At 59.7% G+C, this 16,597-nt stretch carries 15 protein-coding genes; 7 read left to right on the plus strand and 8 right to left on the minus strand.

The genetic code is table 11. The annotated features are described in order from the left end of the window. The first annotated feature begins 28 nt into the window (after positions 1-28). A complete protein-coding gene (locus AB4Y71_RS13610) occupies positions 29-937 on the plus strand; it encodes a carbohydrate kinase family protein (RefSeq protein ID WP_189638377.1) in 909 nt (302 codons plus the stop codon). A gap of 320 nt (positions 938-1,257) precedes the next feature. Next, positions 1,258-2,031, plus strand: a complete 774-nt coding sequence (locus AB4Y71_RS13615) for an IclR family transcriptional regulator (RefSeq protein WP_134779491.1) — start codon at positions 1,258-1,260, stop codon at positions 2,029-2,031. 11 nt (positions 2,032-2,042) lie between these two features. Here the strand turns inward: AB4Y71_RS13615 and AB4Y71_RS13620 are convergent, their stop codons facing one another. The 7 genes from AB4Y71_RS13620 to AB4Y71_RS13650 form a co-directional block, all read right to left on the minus strand. Then, on the minus strand, positions 2,043-3,053 hold the full coding sequence (locus tag AB4Y71_RS13620) for a sugar phosphate isomerase/epimerase family protein (RefSeq protein ID WP_441721065.1): 1,011 nt from the start codon (positions 3,051-3,053) through the stop codon (positions 2,043-2,045). Positions 3,054-3,066: 13 nt separating this feature from the next. Beyond that, positions 3,067-4,173 carry a Gfo/Idh/MocA family protein gene (locus tag AB4Y71_RS13625; protein ID WP_441721068.1) on the minus strand — a complete coding sequence of 369 codons (1,107 nt, stop codon included), beginning with the start codon at positions 4,171-4,173 and terminating at the stop codon, positions 3,067-3,069. Positions 4,174-4,191: 18 nt separating this feature from the next. After that, the gene (locus AB4Y71_RS13630) at positions 4,192-5,031 is read right to left on the minus strand and encodes a carbohydrate ABC transporter permease (protein WP_441721071.1); all 840 of its coding nucleotides are present in this window, start codon (positions 5,029-5,031) and stop codon (positions 4,192-4,194) included. Next, a complete protein-coding gene (locus AB4Y71_RS13635) occupies positions 5,024-6,016 on the minus strand; it encodes a carbohydrate ABC transporter permease (RefSeq protein ID WP_441721073.1) in 993 nt (330 codons plus the stop codon). The genes AB4Y71_RS13630 and AB4Y71_RS13635 overlap by 8 nt, the downstream gene beginning before the upstream one ends. 97 nt (positions 6,017-6,113) lie before the next feature. After that, positions 6,114-7,466: an ABC transporter substrate-binding protein gene (locus AB4Y71_RS13640; protein ID WP_134779487.1), complete on the minus strand. Its 1,353-nt coding sequence runs from the start codon at positions 7,464-7,466 to the stop codon at positions 6,114-6,116. A 46-nt stretch (positions 7,467-7,512) separates the two neighbouring features. Further along, the gene (locus tag AB4Y71_RS13645; RefSeq protein ID WP_441721076.1) at positions 7,513-8,625 is read right to left on the minus strand and encodes a Gfo/Idh/MocA family protein; all 1,113 of its coding nucleotides are present in this window, start codon (positions 8,623-8,625) and stop codon (positions 7,513-7,515) included. 5 nt (positions 8,626-8,630) lie between these two features. Further along, a complete protein-coding gene (locus tag AB4Y71_RS13650; RefSeq protein WP_441721079.1) occupies positions 8,631-9,371 on the minus strand; it encodes a sugar phosphate isomerase/epimerase family protein in 741 nt (246 codons plus the stop codon). Positions 9,372-9,529: 158 nt separating this feature from the next. Here AB4Y71_RS13650 and AB4Y71_RS13655 point away from each other — a divergent pair, with 158 nt between their 5' ends. Beyond that, entirely contained in the window at positions 9,530-10,744 is a 1,215-nt protein-coding gene (locus tag AB4Y71_RS13655; protein ID WP_441721081.1) for an ROK family protein, read from the plus strand. A gap of 130 nt (positions 10,745-10,874) precedes the next feature. Next, on the plus strand, positions 10,875-12,551 hold the full coding sequence (hutU, locus tag AB4Y71_RS13660; RefSeq protein ID WP_441721084.1) for a urocanate hydratase: 1,677 nt from the start codon (positions 10,875-10,877) through the stop codon (positions 12,549-12,551). Positions 12,552-12,630: 79 nt separating this feature from the next. Here hutU and AB4Y71_RS13665 read toward each other — a convergent pair whose 3' ends face one another. Further along, positions 12,631-13,140, minus strand: a complete 510-nt coding sequence (locus tag AB4Y71_RS13665) for a Dps family protein (protein ID WP_013350071.1) — start codon at positions 13,138-13,140, stop codon at positions 12,631-12,633. Between the two features lie 469 nt (positions 13,141-13,609). Between AB4Y71_RS13665 and AB4Y71_RS13670 the strand changes: the two genes are divergently transcribed. From AB4Y71_RS13670 to hutH, 3 genes are all read left to right on the plus strand, one after another. Beyond that, positions 13,610-13,900 carry a hypothetical protein gene (locus AB4Y71_RS13670; RefSeq protein WP_441721086.1) on the plus strand — a complete coding sequence of 97 codons (291 nt, stop codon included), beginning with the start codon at positions 13,610-13,612 and terminating at the stop codon, positions 13,898-13,900. A gap of 286 nt (positions 13,901-14,186) precedes the next feature. Then, positions 14,187-14,816: a hypothetical protein gene (locus AB4Y71_RS13675; protein ID WP_441721089.1), complete on the plus strand. Its 630-nt coding sequence runs from the start codon at positions 14,187-14,189 to the stop codon at positions 14,814-14,816. A gap of 181 nt (positions 14,817-14,997) precedes the next feature. Then, entirely contained in the window at positions 14,998-16,539 is a 1,542-nt protein-coding gene (hutH, locus tag AB4Y71_RS13680; RefSeq protein ID WP_441721091.1) for a histidine ammonia-lyase, read from the plus strand. Positions 16,540-16,597: the final 58 nt, after the last annotated feature.

Below are 16,597 nucleotides of genomic sequence, written 5' to 3' on the forward strand. Positions count from 1 at the left end.
TTACGCCGGGTTACGTAGGATCAATGCCATGGTTACTATTCAGGTTGCCGGTGAGGCTCTAGTGGACATCGTTGATGGTGTCGCGCATCCCGGTGGTTCCCCGATGAATGTTGCTGTCGGACTTGGCCGCTTGGGCCATAACGTCTTGCTGCAGACGGATATCGGAGAAGACGAACATGGACGGTTGATCACCGAACATGTGACTGCCTCCGGCGTTCAACTCGCCGCCGGATCACACACCGATGCACGGACATCCAGCGCCACCGTGGTGCTCGATGAATCCGGTGATGCCAATTACGAGTTCCAGTTGAACTGCAAACTGCAGAATATGGCTTCTACCGAGGCTGAACTGTTCCACTCCGGTTCGATTGCCGCATTCCAAGGTCCAAGTGCCGCTAGAATCCATGAAGCATTCCAGACTTCCCCGGCAGGACAGATTCTGAGCTTTGATCCGAATCTGCGCCCAGAGCTGGTGGAAAATCGGGCCGATGCGGTCAAGCAAATTGAGAAGTTGGCTGGCCTGGCCGATATCGTCAAGCTCAGCGATGAAGATGCGCTGTGGCTCTACCCGGGTTGGGATACCAACCGCATCCTGGAACACTTCTTGGCTCGCGGCGCCTCGTTGGCGGTCATCACCTTCGGTGCCCGCGGCGCTGAAGCGCGGACCGCGCACAGCGAAGTCATGGTTCCCTCGGTCTCGGTTCGCACCGTCGATACCGTCGGCGCAGGAGATGCCTTCATGTCCGGGTTGCTACATTCCATCTTGGAAAGCTCACTGGCCCAGTCTCTGCGAGATGGCACTGAGCTGGACAGCCTGGAAATCGAAAAGGTCATGAAGATCGCTTCGGTGTGCGCAGGAATCACCGTGTCACGTGCCGGGGCTAACCCTCCAACTTTGGAAGAGCTCAATCAATTCCTCACTGCAACTAGTCGCTAGGAATTACCAAGAATTTCATCTGGTCAACGATCGCAAAAGCCTCCTCAACCGCAAATGGTTGGGGAGGCTTTCGTGAATGCTTAGTTTTTCTTGAAGTTCGTGGATCTTGCTGGCTGGGTGCAAGTCCGGCAGCGAGTCGGATCGGCCCGTCGTGTTCCCGCGAATATGCCTTAGCACTATCGACCAAGGCAGTTCGGCTAGGAGCGATTGACGCCTTCCCAACTTACTTTCTTTTAGTAATTGGTTGGTGGCCGTGAACAGCAGATCAGATTGCTAGAGTTCCTTGCAGAGCATGAAGCACGATTCTTCGAGGAGGCCCCATGGGCAGCAAGGTTCCAGCGGCCGATAACACCCTGCGGATTCTTCGGCTATTAGCCAGTCGGAAAACTCCTACTCCGGCAGCAATGATCGCAACGATATTGGAGCTTCCTCGTTCGAGCGTCTACCAACTGCTGAATGTCATGCTTGAGCATGGATTTATCACCCATTATCCGGAGGACAAGTCTTACGGCTTGGGGGTCTCCTCCTTCGAGCTTTCCAGCGCCTACACCCGCCAAGAACCGTTGGCGCGCTTAGGCGCCCCGCTGATCGCTCAGCTGGTGGATAAGGTTGGAGAAAGTGCGCACCTGGCAGTGCTGCACGGTTCCGATGTTCTTTATATCGTCGAAGAACGTGCCAAGGGCCGGCCATCGCTGGTTACCGATGTGGGCGTTCGTCTGCCCTCTCATCTGACCGCTTCAGGCCGGGCCATTCTCGCCGCGCTGCCCAAATCCCAGGTCCGTGCGCTCTACCCGAGTGCGGCCAGCTTCTCCGAGCGGGTGGCAGAATCGTCAATCTCCAGCTATTCGCAATTGCGCCGCGAGTTGGAGCAGAGCACCCAGCGCGGATATGCCGTAGAGCGTGGGGATGTCACCCCGGACTTCCACTCGCTCGCGGTGGAAATCCGGGATTCCAGCGATTGGCCTGTCGCCGCCGTTGCTGTGACTTTCTTGGCTGACCGGGTACCCGAAGAACAACGGGAGAACCTGGTGCAGCAGATCCGTGCCACCGCATCGGTCATTACCTCGCGGGTGCAGGGCAAGCGTCCGGCCTGACCGAAAATTTCCTACTGGTTTGAGAACGCCGCGTCGAATGAGGCTTCGGGGCGCTTGAACAGGAGGCTGCGGATGTAGCCTACGGCTTCCTTTGCTCCGTGCAGGCGATCCATTCCAGCATCTTCCCACTCAATGGAGATCGGTCCCTTGTACCCGTGGAAGTCCAAGGCCCGGAAGGCGTCTTCCCAATTGATGTCGCCGTGGCCGGTGGAGACGAAGTCCCACCGCCGGCGCGGGTCTCCCCACGCCAGGTGGGAGCCGAGGATGCCGTTGCGTCCGTTGGGTTGATGCATCCGGGTGTCCTTGCAATCCACATGGTAGATGCGGTCGGCAAAGTCCGTAATGAATGCCACCGGATCAATCCCTTGCCAGAACATATGGCTTGGATCCCAGTTCAGCCCGAAGGCCTCGCGGTGGCCGATTGCTTCCATGGTGCGCACCGTCGTCCAGTGGTCATAAGCGATCTCCGAGGGGTGCACTTCCAGTGCGAACTTCACGCCTTGCTCATCGAATTCGTCCATGATCGGATTCCAGCGATCGGCGAAATCTTCATAACCTGCATCAATGACCTCGCCGGGCACCGGCGGGAACATTGCTACGTACTGCCAGATCTTCGAGCCGGTAAAGCCAACTACAACATCGGCGCCGAGCTTGCGGGCCACACGTGCCGAACGCTTCATATCTTGGGCTGCTCGTTGGCGTACGCCTTCCCCTTCGCCATCGCCCCAGACGTAATCGCGCAGGATCGCCCGGTGGCGGAAGTCGATGGGGTCATCGCACACTGCTTGGCCGCCCAGATGGTTGGAGATCGCCCAGACCTTCAGCCCGTACTTATCCAGGACATCCTGCCGGGATTGTAGGTAGGCCGGGTCTTCATCAGCACGTTTGAGGTCCAAATGGTCACCGCTGGCGGCAATTTCCAATCCGTCATAACCCCATTCGGAAGCCAAGCGTGCAACTTCTTCAAAAGRCATATCAGCCCACTGCCCGGTAAATAGTGTCACAGGATGAGTAGCGTTCATGGTGTCTTCTCCTTCAGGCATTCGTGGCAACCCATTCTCCGGTGCGTGTGGATTCCAAAACGGCATCGGTCAACTGGCAGGCACGAGCGCCGTCAGCAAATGTTGGCAGCCCGTTGGGTGCTTTCCCGGCGATCGCCGCGTAGGTATCGGCGACAAACGCGGCAAACGCATCGAGGTAACCCATCGGGTGTCCGGCAGGGACCACCGACAAGCGTGCTGCATCGGCGCTCAAATCCGCAGCCTGGCGGGATAGGACTGATGAGATCTCCGGCTTGCCAATCCACAGTTCTTCGGGCTTTTCCTGCTGGAATTCCAGCGCCGATTTTTCTCCAGACAGTTCAATGGTCAAGGCATTCTTCCGCCCGGCATTGACTTGCGAGACCATCAGCGTGCCGATGGCTCCGGACGCCATCTGCACAATCAGGGCAGCAGCATCTTCGGTGTCCACTGCCACCGCACCGCGGTGGGTGTGGGCTATGGAACTCGTCGCGTTCAGGCGAACAATCTTTTCTCCTGCAATGAATTCCAGCAAGTCCACCAGATGCGAACCGATGTCCGCGAAAGCCCGGGATGGTCCGCCCAAGACTGGTTCAACACGCCAGTCGTTGTCACTGACAGTATGCATCCAGTCCTGCAGGTACTGCCCGCGCACGGTGAGCAGGCGGCCAAGCTTTCCTTCTTGGACGTGGGCTCGGGCCTGCCGCACCATGGGATGGAAACGGTAGACAAAGGGCACTGACGCGACTGCCGTTGATCTGGCCGCCAGGTCGGCTAGCTGCTTGGCGTCGTGGGCATTGGTAGCCAACGGCTTTTCGCAGACTACCGAGATTCCGGCTTCCAACGCGGCGGTTGCCTGCTCAAAATGCAGGGCGTTGGGCGAGGTGATGTGGATGGCGTCGCACTGTTCAATCAGCGTTTGGACACTTTCAAATGCGGGTACTCCCAGTGCTGCTGCCGCACGCTGGGTGGATTGCTCTCCATTGGAGCGCACCCCGATGAGCTGGGCGCCTGCCCTGCGGATCGCATCGGCGTGGGTGCGGGCCATGAACCCGCCGCCGATGATGCCGACCTTCAGCTCTTGCATCGCCGGGGCGGCCTGCTGGCTGTTCAACTGAGACATGTAATTCCTTGTCTGTTCTTACTTGACCGCGCCGGAGGACAAGCCTGCGACCAGATGTCTTTGGGCAAAGAGGAAACCAACCAGCACCGGAATGGAGACAACCACTGAAGCGGCCATCATCTGGTTCCAGTACACATCAGTTTGCGAGGCATAGGCCTGCAAGCCGATGGACAGCGTTCTGGTGTCCGAATTGGTGAGCACACTGGCAAAGAGCACTTCGCTCCAAGAAGTGATGAAGCAGTAGACCGACACCGCGATGATGCCGGGACGTGCCACCGGTAGGACCACCTTAACCAGTGCACCGAGCCGGCCTAGGCCATCAACCATGGCAGCTTCTTCCAATTCCTTGGGCATGGAGGCAAAGAATCCAGTTAGCATCCAGATGGAGAAAGGCAGGGAGAACGTCATATAAGTGACGATCAGCCCCAGATAGGTTCCATTCAGCTGCAGTCCCACCGCACGTTCCAGTTGGGTGAAGATCAAGAACAGTGGCAGCAGGAACAGGATGCCGGGGAACATCTGGGTGGAAAGCACGATCAGCCGGAAGGTGCGTGCACCGCGGAAGTCGAAGCGCGAAAGCGCATACGCGGCCAGGATCGCGATGGATACCGACAGGATGGTGGCACTGATGGTGACGATCAGCGAGTTGGCGAAGTACTTGCCCAGCGGCACTGTAGTCCAGATATCCAGGTACGGGGTCAGCGTGATTTGCGAGGGGATCCATTCGAAGGCGCCGCGCACGTCCTTGAGCGGTTTGATGGACGTTGTGAGCACAACATAGAGCGGCAACACGATGATCAGGGTGATGAAGGCCAGTCCGAAAACTCGAAGGATGCGCAAGCCGCGGGTCTCAATCATCGATGTTCTTTCCCTTCGGCATGACAAGGCGGATGTAGAACGCTGAGACGATCAGCAGGGCAATGAGCAAGATGACGCTCAGGGCACCGCCCACGCCGAAGTTCCAGTTGTTGAAGGACTGCTGGTAGATCAAAGGCGAGATCAGGGTTGCTTCTTCCGGAGATACCGGACCGAAGAGCAGGTACGGGATATCGAACTGGTTGAACACCCACAGGCCCAGCATCAGCAGCAACACCACATTGGCGTGCTTGATCATCGGCAGGGTGATGCTGGTGAACTGTTTCCACAAGCTGGCCCCATCCAAGGAAGCCGCTTCATAGACCTCAGTGGGAATGGACTGCAGTGCCGCGAGCAGCATCAGGAAGGCGAAAGGCCAGAACTGCCAGACGGCGACGACCACCATGACGAAGAAGGAATTCGATCCCAGCAGCCAGAAGGGGCCCTCATCGAGAATTCCGAGGTCTTCGACCAGGAAGCGGTTGACCATGCCATCGCGCTGGTTGAACATGAATGCCCAGGCGATGGTGGTGACATAGCTTGGTAGTGCATAAGGCACGAGGAAGAGGGTTCGGAAGAATCCGTTGCTGCGGAATTTGGATGCCAGCAGTACCGCAGCGAAGATGCCCAGGCTCCAGGCGATCCCCACAACCAAGATGGTGAACAGGAAGGTCCGGCCCAGGGCATCGAAGAACTGGGAGCCGATCGGACCGTTGGGGTCCAGGGCGGTGGCGAAGTTCTGCAGTCCGATGAATGGGGCCTTGACCCAGTTGGCAATGGAGAACTGGGTCAGCGAGAGGAAGGCAATCCATACGCCAAGCAGCATCGGGATGATGTGGATGAGCAGTTCAAGGAATGCTGCGGGAGCTGAGAGTGCGTAGGGGAAAAAGCGGTCGCGCTTGATGAAGCTGCGCTTGATCGCTTTGGCGGCCTTTTGGGGCTTGGGCGGTTCGCTGATTCGAGGCGGTGTCTGGGCTGGCGCCGACATTTCCGCTCCTTTCGTGAAGACGAATGGGGGTGCTGCAGCTGGCCGCGGGAGCACAAGGAGGTACGCTCCCGCGGCCAGTGCAACGTCTCTCGGGGCGCTAGCTAGCTGGCATCTGCTTCTGAGCGTCTTCCAGTGCCTTGCGAACGTCTTCCTCAGCGACCTTTTCGCCCTGGGCAATCCTGGCGAATTGCTTGGCGATGGCTTCACCTACGAGGGATTCCATCTGGCCTTCGGTAGGGAACAACGGCATCGGGGCTGCGTTATTGGCCAGGATGTCCTTCTTGGACTGCTGTTCCGGGGTGTCGAATGCCGGGTCGTCAAAAGCTTCGGTGACCGATGGCAGCGAGGTGTACTTGGCATTCAGCTTCTTCTGCTCATCGACGCTGAGCAGGTGGTTCACGAATTCCAAGGCGGCATCCTTGTTATCGGAATTCTCGAAGACCGACACGTTGATTCCCGCGACCAGCGACTGGGTGGCTTCGGGGCCGGTGGCATCGGCGTTCTTCAGCGGAATCGGGGCCATCGCGTAGTCCTTGAAGTCAGCTGCGTTGAAGCTCTTGCCCGGTGCCTGGTCGAAGAACATCGCGGCGTTGCCGTCCATGACCTCGCCGGGCAGAACCGAGCCGTCGTTGATTTCGGCGTTGGACTTGGAGACCACGCCTTCCTCGCCCATCAACTGGATCCAGTCGTTCACACCGGCGACAACCCCATCATTGGTGAAGTCCGGCTTGCCGTCTTCGGTGTACAGCTCGCCGCCGTTTTGCATGCCCAGGATGAAGGCGGCGTGCGCGTTATTGGCGGTACGCTGGCCAGCCAAGGCGAAGCCGTACTGGTCGATCTTGCCGTCATCGTCGGTGTCCTTGGTCAACTTCTTGGCGGTGGCCAGGAATTCATCCCAGGTCTTAGGTGCTTCCTTGATGCCTGCTTCTTCAAACATCTTGGTGTTGTAGTACATGCCGTAGGCCATGGAGTACAACGGCAGCGAGGTTGGTGCCTGGCCGGCGGCACCGCCGGTGGCAAGGGCTGCCGGCACGAATTTCTCGCCTCCGCCGACAGCTTCCAGCGCTTCGCCTTCAAATGGGACGAAGGCGCCACTGGCCTGCAAGGTGGTGGCCCAGGTGTTGCCGATATTCAGCACGTCCGGGCCTTCGCCGCTGGAGACCGCGGTGAGGATGCGGTTGTACAGATCAGCCCATGGAACCACTTCGAGTTCCACCTCGATGCCGGTTTCCTCGGTGAACCGCTTGATCGATTCGCCCAGGATCTCTTCATCCTGGGTCACCGAGCTGCCCTGGTTCGAAGCCCAGTAGGTGATGGTTCCACTAGCTTCTTCCGATCCGGAGGCCGAGTCGGTGCTGGAGCAGGCGGCCAGCGCGCTGAGCGAGAGGGCCGCGATGGAGGTGATGGCGGCGAAGCGGGTGAGCTTGCCCTTGGAAATTCGTGCAGACATGATGATTCCTTTTCAGGTGCGGGTGGTGCTGTAAAGGGTGGTGCTGTCAGGCCAGGATGCCCGGAGCTGAAGGATCCCAGGCCGGGTCCAGCAGCGCGACGGGTTCTACGCTCGAAGTGACCTCGATGAAGGTTCCGAATTCGATGGCTTCTGCGGCGGAGACCATGATGTCCAGGACGTGGAATGCCAGTTCGCCAGGTACGCGTTCCTTGCGTCCTTCGCGGATGGCTTGGGCCAGTTCGGCAACGCCGGTGCCGCGTCCATACTCCGAGCCTTCGGCAGCGATAACACGCTGTTCCTGGTCGGCTAGGTGCAAGATGGTATCGCCGCTGAACTCATTGGGGTCCGAGAGCTGCGCGGTACCCTCTGTTCCCGAGATCTCGACGAACCCGGCACGCTTGAGCTTCGAGTCGAAGCTGAAGATGCATTGGGCGCTGGCACCTGATTCGAAGTGCAGCAACGCGCTGACATGGGTTGAAACCTCAACCGGGAAGCTGGTTCCGGCCTTGGGTCCGGAACCGATGACCCGCTGCGCGAGAGCCTGTGATCCCAGTGCGGCGACCTTGGCCACCGGTCCGAAGACGCGCACCAGGGTGCTCAGGTAGTAGGGTCCCAAATCGAAGAGTGGTCCTGCGCCGTTGGCGAAGAGGAACTCGGGGCTGTGGTGCCAGGATTCGGGGCCCGGTCCTTGGAAGATGGCCAGTCCGGTGAGCGGGGTGCCGATGGCGCCGCTTTCAATCTGCCGCAAGCCGGTTTGGATTCCTGCGCCCAGGATCGTATCCGGCGCCACGGCGATGCGGACTCCTGCTGCTTCAGCCGCCTGTGCCAGGGCACGTCCCGATTCGCGGTCCAGCGCGTAGGGCTTTTCTCCCCAGACGTGCTTGCCGGCGGCAACTGCTTGCAGCGCTACCTCCACGTGCACTGCCGGGATGGTCAGGTTCACCACGATCGAGATATCCTCGCGAGCCAGCAATTCCTCATAGGTCCCCGAGTGGGCGACGGACCATTTATCGGCTTGGATGGCGGCGCGTTCGGTGTCGAGGTCGGCGATGAAGCGCACGGCCAGATCCGGGAACGCGGTGAGGTTCTCAAGGTACTGGTCGCTGATGGTTCCGGCTCCGACAATGCCCACGCCGGTTGGCTGATTCTGAGATTCCATATGCCCTAGTTCTTTTCTGCTACGAGGTAGGCGCGGCTCGCTGAGACGGCCTGGAAGATATCGCCTGCAAAGTCGTCGAGTTCCACCACATGCAGCATGCCTTGGGTGGCCTGGATGATCTGGTCAATGGGCATGGAGCCGCTGCCTACCGGCACTTGTTCCTTGTGGTTCTTGGATTTCGGTCCGTCCTTGATATGCAAGGCGATGACCCTTGGTGCCAGTGCTTCAAGCAGCTGGAGCACATCCGCGCCGCCCACGGCCACCCAGTAGGTGTCGATTTCCAGGACCACTTCCTGATCCAGCAGGCTGGCGAAGTATTCCAGGGCTGTCGTGGAGTTGATCTTGCTGGAGATTTCCCAGTCGTGGTTGTGGTAGCCGACCTTGATCCCGTATTCGGCGCCTCGGCGGGAGGCTTCGTTCAGCTTCTGTGCGGTGGCTCGGATGGACTCGGCGTCCTGCCAGTGCTCGGCGGGGATGAACGGATCGATCACGGTGCTGATGCCCAGCTTGCTGGCCGCGGCGAAGACCTCGTCGAAGTCCGATGAGAGCAGCGGCGCGTGTGCGGTGGGCGCGCTCAGGTTGTTCTTGGCCAGCGCCTGGGCGTATTCGTCAGCGCGGGCCACGAAGCTGTACGGCTCAACCTGGGTGTAGCCGATGTCCGCTACGCGTTCGAGGGTCGAGGGCAGGTCTTCGGCGATGTGCTCGCGCAGCGTGTACAGCTGGATTGAAAGGTCGTGGGCAGGCAAAGGTGTCTCCTGAAAGAAGTGGTGGGTACGATCCAGATGTTCATGACTTGCATCACACATCGAGACTAGTTCTACTTTTGTCGATAGTCAATAGAAGTATGTCGACATTCTTCTAAAGTGTTTGGGATTCTCCTCCTCCACTGTGTTTTACTGGGTTCATGGCCAATCCTTCGAGCCCCCGAAGCCTGCAGTTCGCCCGCGGCGCCAGTGGCGCAGGAGACGTACTGCAGCTATTCATGGACGGTGCCGCGCACAGCCGCACCGACCTTGCCGCACTAACCGGGATGGCCCGTTCCACCCTGCAAGAACGCCTCGACGTGCTCATCAGCCTTGGCCTGATCGGCACCATCACCGATGGCGCTTCCACCGGCGGCCGCCCTCCGCAACGCCTTGCCCTGCTCCCCGATGCCCGCCTGATCCTGGCCATCGACTTGGGAGCCAGCCACCTGCGCGTGGCACTGACTGACCTGTCTCCCACCTTGGTGGCGCAATCCCAGTTACCCATTTCCTTTGCCGACGGTCCGGTGGCGATCTTGGAGTCCGCATTGGTGCTGGCCGATGAACTGCTGGCTTCGCAGCAGCGCACCCGCGAGGATATCATCGCCATCGGCATGGGAGTGCCCGGACCGGTGAACTTCGAGACCGGCCGCCCGGCCAATCCGCCCATCATGCCTGGATGGGACGGCTTCGATATCCCTGCATGGTTCCAGCAGCACCTGGATGCACTGGTTGTCGTGGACAATGACGTGAACCTGATGGCCATTGGCGAGAAGGACCAGTTGGAAACCGGCAGCGAGGACTTCATCTTCGTCAAGCTTGCAACCGGCATCGGCTCAGGGATCATCTCCGGAGGCCTGCTCCAACGCGGAGCCCAGGGCACCGCGGGCGATATCGGGCACGTGCGCATCCGCCGCGGCGATGGCATCTTCTGCCACTGCGGAAATGAAGGCTGCCTTGAAGCGGTGGCCGCCGGACCTAAGATCGCCACCGCCCTGCGTGAACAGGGCATCGAAGCCCACAGCAACACCGACGTGGTCGCCCTGGTGAATTCGGGGAACATCCAAGCCATCCACGCAGTGCGCCAGGCAGGCCGGGACTTGGGCGAAGTACTGGCTGCCAGCGTGAGCCTGCTCAATCCGTCGCTGATAGTAGTTGGCGGGCGCATCTCGGCTGCCGGAGAACATCTGCTGGCCGGCATCCGCGAAGTGGTTTACCAGCGCGGGGCTCCGCTTTCCACCCAGCATCTGCAGATCCGCACCTCTCTCAGCTGGGAGGTCGGAGCCCTGCGCGGGGCGAGCATGATCGCCATCAACCAGGCCCTGAGCCCGGCGGCAATCGAGCGCAGCGCACTTGCCCTGATCTCCGCCAGCTAGGAGCCGGAAGGATCCCGGAATTCACCCGTTTCTGAGATACCGGACAGCTCTGCGCAATTCGCGGTATCCAACCCATGGCCAATCACCAATGATGGAACTAGTTAGCTACGTTACATTCTAAGGAATTGCCATGAGCCACGAACCACGTGTTGTCCGCGCCCCGCGCGGCACCGAACTGAATGCCAAGTCCTGGGCCACCGAAGCCCCGCTGCGCATGCTGATGAACAACTTGGACCCAGAAGTTGCCGAGCGCCCTGAAGATCTGGTGGTCTATGGCGGCACCGGCAAGGCCGCCCGCTCATGGGAAGCCTTCGACGCGATTGTCGAAACCCTCAAGGACCTCGAGGAAAATGAAACCTTGCTGGTCCAGTCCGGCAAGCCCGTCGGTGTCTTCAAGACCAACAAGTGGGCACCGCGTGTGCTGATCGCCAACTCGAACCTCGTAGGCGACTGGGCCAATTGGGAGCACTTCCGCGAGCTCGAAGCTGAAGGCCTGATGATGTACGGCCAGATGACCGCCGGATCCTGGATCTACATCGGCACCCAGGGCATCTTGCAGGGCACCTATGAAACCTTCGCAGCCATCGCCGAAAAGCGCTTCAACGGTTCTCTGGCCGGCACCTTGACCCTCACCGGCGGATGCGGCGGCATGGGCGGCGCCCAGCCGTTGGCCGTAACGCTCAACGGCGGTGCGGTACTGATCGTTGACGTTGATGAAACCCGCCTGCGCCGCCGCGCATCCAAGCGCTACCTCGATGAGGTGGAATTGGATCTGGACAAGGCACTGGAGAAGGTCCTGGCAGCCAAGGCCGAAGGCCGCCCACTGTCTGTAGGCTACGCCGGCAACGCCGCCGAGGTCTTCCCGGCACTGCTCAAGCGCCACGAAGCCGGAGAATTCACCTTCGACATCGTCACCGACCAGACCAGCGCGCACGATCCGCTGAGCTACTTGCCGGTGGAATACACCATGGAGCAGTGGCATGCTGAGGCCGAAGCCGATCCGGCGGGTTTCACCAAGAAGGCCCAGGCCGCCATGGCCGCCCATGTGGAAGCCATGGTTGGCTTCCAGGATGCCGGCGCAGAGGTCTTCGACTACGGAAACTCGATCCGCGACGAAGCACGCAAGGGCGGGTTCAACCGTGCGTTCGAATTCCCCGGCTTCGTTCCGGCCTACATCCGTCCGCTATTCTGCGAGGGCCTGGGCCCATTCCGCTGGGTCGCCCTGTCCGGAGACCCAGAGGACATCAAGGTCACCGACCAGGCACTGAAGGAATTGTTCCCGGAAAACGAGCACCTGCACCGCTGGCTGGATGCCGCCCAGCAGCACGTCGAGTTCGAAGGCCTGCCAGCACGCATCTGCTGGCTGGGTTACGGCGAGCGCCACAAGGCAGGCCTGCTATTCAACCAGCTGGTCGCTGACGGCAAGGTCTCTGCCCCGATCGTGATCGGCCGCGACCACTTGGACTCCGGCTCGGTGGCATCGCCTTACCGTGAGACCGAAGCCATGAAGGACGGCACCGACGCTGTGGCAGACTGGCCGCTGCTGAACGCCTTGACGGCAGCCAGTTCCGGCGCCTCATGGGTCTCGATCCACCACGGCGGCGGCGTAGGCATGGGCCGTTCCATCCACGCAGGCCAGGTTTCCCTGGCTGACGGCAGCGAGTTGGCTGCCGCGAAGCTGGAAGCGCTGCTGACCAATGACCCGGGCATGGGCGTCATCCGCCACGTGGATGCCGGCTACGAACGGGCATCTGAGGTTGCCGCTGAACGTGGCGTGCGCATCCCGATGGCTGCACCGAAGAAGTAGCACCCTTAAAATAGCTTGAGGCGCCATGTCAATGGCGCCTCAAGCTATTTAACTATTTCCGGGATCGTGCTGGCATACCTTAGGGCTTGCGCGTTTCCGCGCTGATGAACCAGGCCTGCTGCTCCAGATCTGCAATGTACTGGTGCAGGATATCGGCGGTGGTTGGATCCGCCTCGTCCACTGGATCGTGGACTTCGCGCATAACCGCCACGGTGGTCTGCAGGGCCTTGACCACCATGTCCACTGCATTGGTGGTGAGGATTTCGGTATTCACCGGCTGCTCGAGCTTCGTGTACTTCGTTACCGTCGCTGCCAGCCCATCCGGGGTAGCGTGCAAGGCGCGCATTCGCTCCGCAATTTCGTCCGAACCGCGGCGTGCGATGTCCACGATTTCGTCAAGGTTCTGGTGCAGGTCGCGGAAGTTGGGACCGACGACATTCCAGTGGATTTGCTTGCCTACCAGTTGCAGATCCAGCAGCTGGATAAGCACCGTTTGCAAGGACTCGCGCAACACTTCTGGAGCCACGAAACCGTTTTCTGCGTTTTCGCGATCGGTTTTCTTTGCTGGAGTTTTCTTCGAACTGGCCATTGCTTCTCCTTACGTTGTTCTGGACGCTTGGGGCACGACATCTTTGTGTCCTGATTCCGACACTATCTACTTGGACCCATGATTCCGATCCGCCGGCCATTTCTTTCGGGCAACACACAGGTAGTACTGAGTTGGCCCGGCAAGACAGTGGCAGCCCAAGCATTGTGAACGAACGTGTGAGATCTCTGCTGAACCTCCGCGCGCCTACTTTTCCAGGCAATTGTTGGCAGGCATCTGGAGGTTTTCGTACTCCCCTGCTTCATGCCGAGAATTCCGAAAGGTCTCTTGCATTTGAGGGTCACTTCCAAACGCATTCCGCAAACCTCCAAGAATCGTGAACACTATGCAAATCCTGGATTGCCAGGTGCTCAGAGAACCCGATTAAGGCCCACTATTCCTTGTTCGACAGTTATCACGGTGCATAGCGTGGGTGACGTCAAGATCCACCGATCACCCAACGGAGGACAACATGTCTGAGCAGAACGCAAACGAGCAGTTCGGTAACTTCAACAACAACGAAGCTGAAGACCATGGCGGTTTTGAGAGCCAGGGTCAGGGATCATCTGGCGCAAACGAACAGTCCTTCGGTGGCGGTGGAGAACAGGACAGCTACAACAACTCCCAGCAGTCCGAACAGGGCAACTTCAGCGGAGACCAGGAACAGGACAGCTACAACAACTCCCAGCAGTCCGAACAGGGCAACTTCGGCGGAGGAATCGAAGAAGACTTCGGCGAATCGGAACAGAACGAAGGCTTCTAGCCCCTAGCCCATTCGCCATTTTCAACCGAGGCTACGTGCTGGTTGGCTTCACACGAGTCAACGTAGTTTTAGCTCAACACAACGCCGTCGCTTCACCCCCGATACGTCGGGGGTGAAGGCGCGGTCAACGCGCTTTCATACTGATTCGCACGGGATAGGCCTGTTCTCAATCAAGCACCAGAACTTGAAACCTGCTTTGCGTTCGCATGGCGGTAGCTTCCAGCCAGCGCTAACGAGCGTCTTTTCACTCACCTGTTTTGTGCATTTTCTCCCTAGACAGCGGAGAATGGAAGCAAGTCCCATGCCGCTGGTTTTGCGGGACACCGGGGAAGACAGGAAGAAAATGTTCTCAAAAATCACCAGACTTGGCGCTGCTCCATTCGCAGCAGGACTACTGGCCGTTTCATTGGCTGGCTGCATGAGCATCGAGAGCGCAGAGGAACCGACGGAAGCTTCTAGCTCCAATGCCTCACAGCCGGAGAATTCCGGACCTGTCGAAGGCAGTGTCACGCCAAGCCCCAAGGCTTCAGAAGGCGTCTCGACCGCGAGCCCCAATGTTCCCAAGGCACCTGCGGACAGCTCATTCCAGTCCGTCTATGATTTCCTCGAAACAGAGGCCACCGAGACCAAGTGCACCGATGGCATGGACATCGTCGAGATGGGTCTGACGCTTAAGCTTGTCGGCAACTGCAAGAACGTGAGTATCTCCGGCACGGCGAACATGATCATTGCCCCGCACATCACGAACCTTGAGATCACCGGTATTGGGAACGTTGCAGCGGTGAAGAACATCAAGCAGGTGACCTTCAGCGGTGTCGGCAATTCCGCGGCTTCCCTCAATGAGAACACCAAGGTCACCGATAACGGTTCGTCCAACAAATTCGGCCAAGGTGCCTTCGAAGGCATCACCTTCTAAGTCCCCGAGCTTTGAATGGTCCTGCTGCGGCAAAGTCGCAATCACGGCCGTTCTTCTTTATCCGGAGATCTTTGTCTGTCATTTCAGACAGTTGGTGTGGATTACAGTAACGAATCAAATTGTTCTCCCGAACAATGGAGACTAAAGACCTCCTTGCAGTGCAGAGAACGGATTGAGAATCATGGCTACTTCCCCTCAGGTGACCCTGGACCTAGCAGGCGCCACCGCCGATGACGTCATCGCGGTAGCCCGGCACGAGGCACAGATCAATATTGCGCCGCAGGTGCTCGCAGAGCTGGCCAGTGTCCGCGCGCATATCGATGCGCTGGCTTCAGCCGACACCCCGGTCTACGGCATCTCCACCGGCTTTGGCGCGTTGGCCACCCGCCATATCGCTCCTGAAGACCGCGCCAAGCTGCAGCGGTCGCTGATCCGTTCGCACGCGGCTGGCATGGGAAACCCCGTTGAACGCGAAGTAGTCCGCGCCCTGATGTTCCTGCGCGCCAAGACCTTGGCTTCGGGCCGCACCGGCGTGCGCCCGGTAGTTCTGGAAACAATGGTTGGACTGCTCAATGCGGGGATCACTCCGGTAGTGCGCGAATACGGTTCGCTGGGCTGCTCCGGAGATCTGGCACCACTGTCCCACTGCGCCCTGGTACTGATGGGTGAAGGCGAGGCCACGGACCGTGATGGCGTGCAGCGCCCGGTTCCCGAGCTATTTGCTGAAGCGGGACTGGTCCCTGTGGAGCTGGCTGAGAAGGAAGGGCTGGCACTGGTCAACGGCACCGACGGCATGCTCGGCCAGTTGCTGATGGCCCTTGCTGATTTAGAAGAGCTCACCGACATTGCTGATGCCACCGCTGCGATGAGCGTTGAAGCCCAGCTGGGCACCGATCAGGTCTTCCGTTCGCAGCTGCATGAGCCGCTGCGCCCACACCCGGGACAGGGCCGCAGCGCAGCAAATATGTTTGCCTTCCTTGCCGACTCCCCTATCGTCGCTTCGCACCGCGAAGGCGATGGCCGCGTTCAGGACGCCTACTCGCTGCGTTGCTCCCCGCAGGTCACCGGGGCGGTACGCGACACCATCGCACACGCCCGCTTGGTTGCGACCCGCGAACTGGCAGCAACCATCGATAACCCGGTCGTGCTGCCCTCTGGCGAAGTCACCTCGAACGGCAACTTCCACGGTGCCCCGGTGGCGTACGTCTTGGACTTCTTGGCCATCGCCGTGGCTGATCTGGGATCCATCGCAGAGCGCCGTACCGACCGTATGCTGGACCCTGCGCGTTCCCGCGACCTGCCAGCCTTCCTTGCTGATGATCCGGGCGTGGACTCGGGCATGATGATCGCCCAATACACCCAGGCGGGTTTGGTCGCAGAGAACAAGCGCTTGGCTGTTCCGGCCAGCGTGGACTCCATCCCATCCTCGGCCATGCAAGAAGACCACGTTTCGCTAGGCTGGCATGCAGCACGCAAGCTGCGCACCTCGGTTGCCAACTTGCGCCGCATCCTGGCCGTTGAAATGCTGATCGCCGGCCGCGCTTTGGACCTGCGCAAGCCATTGCAGCCAGGCCCGGCAACCTCGGATGTTCTGGAGCTGTTGCGCACCAAGGTCCAAGGCCCGGGCGAAGACCGTTTCCTTTCCGCTGAGCTGGAAGCCGCCGACGAATTGCTGGCCACCGGCCAGGTTCATCGCGTGCTCCAAGCCCACCTGCCCAACTAGGGATTCAACCCATACATGCGCATTGGTTCGCGCAGCTCGAGAAGATTCGAACAAGAGG

This window comes from Glutamicibacter sp. MCAF14 (genome assembly GCF_052114325.1).
GTDB classification, from domain to species: domain Bacteria; phylum Actinomycetota; class Actinomycetes; order Actinomycetales; family Micrococcaceae; genus Glutamicibacter; species Glutamicibacter arilaitensis.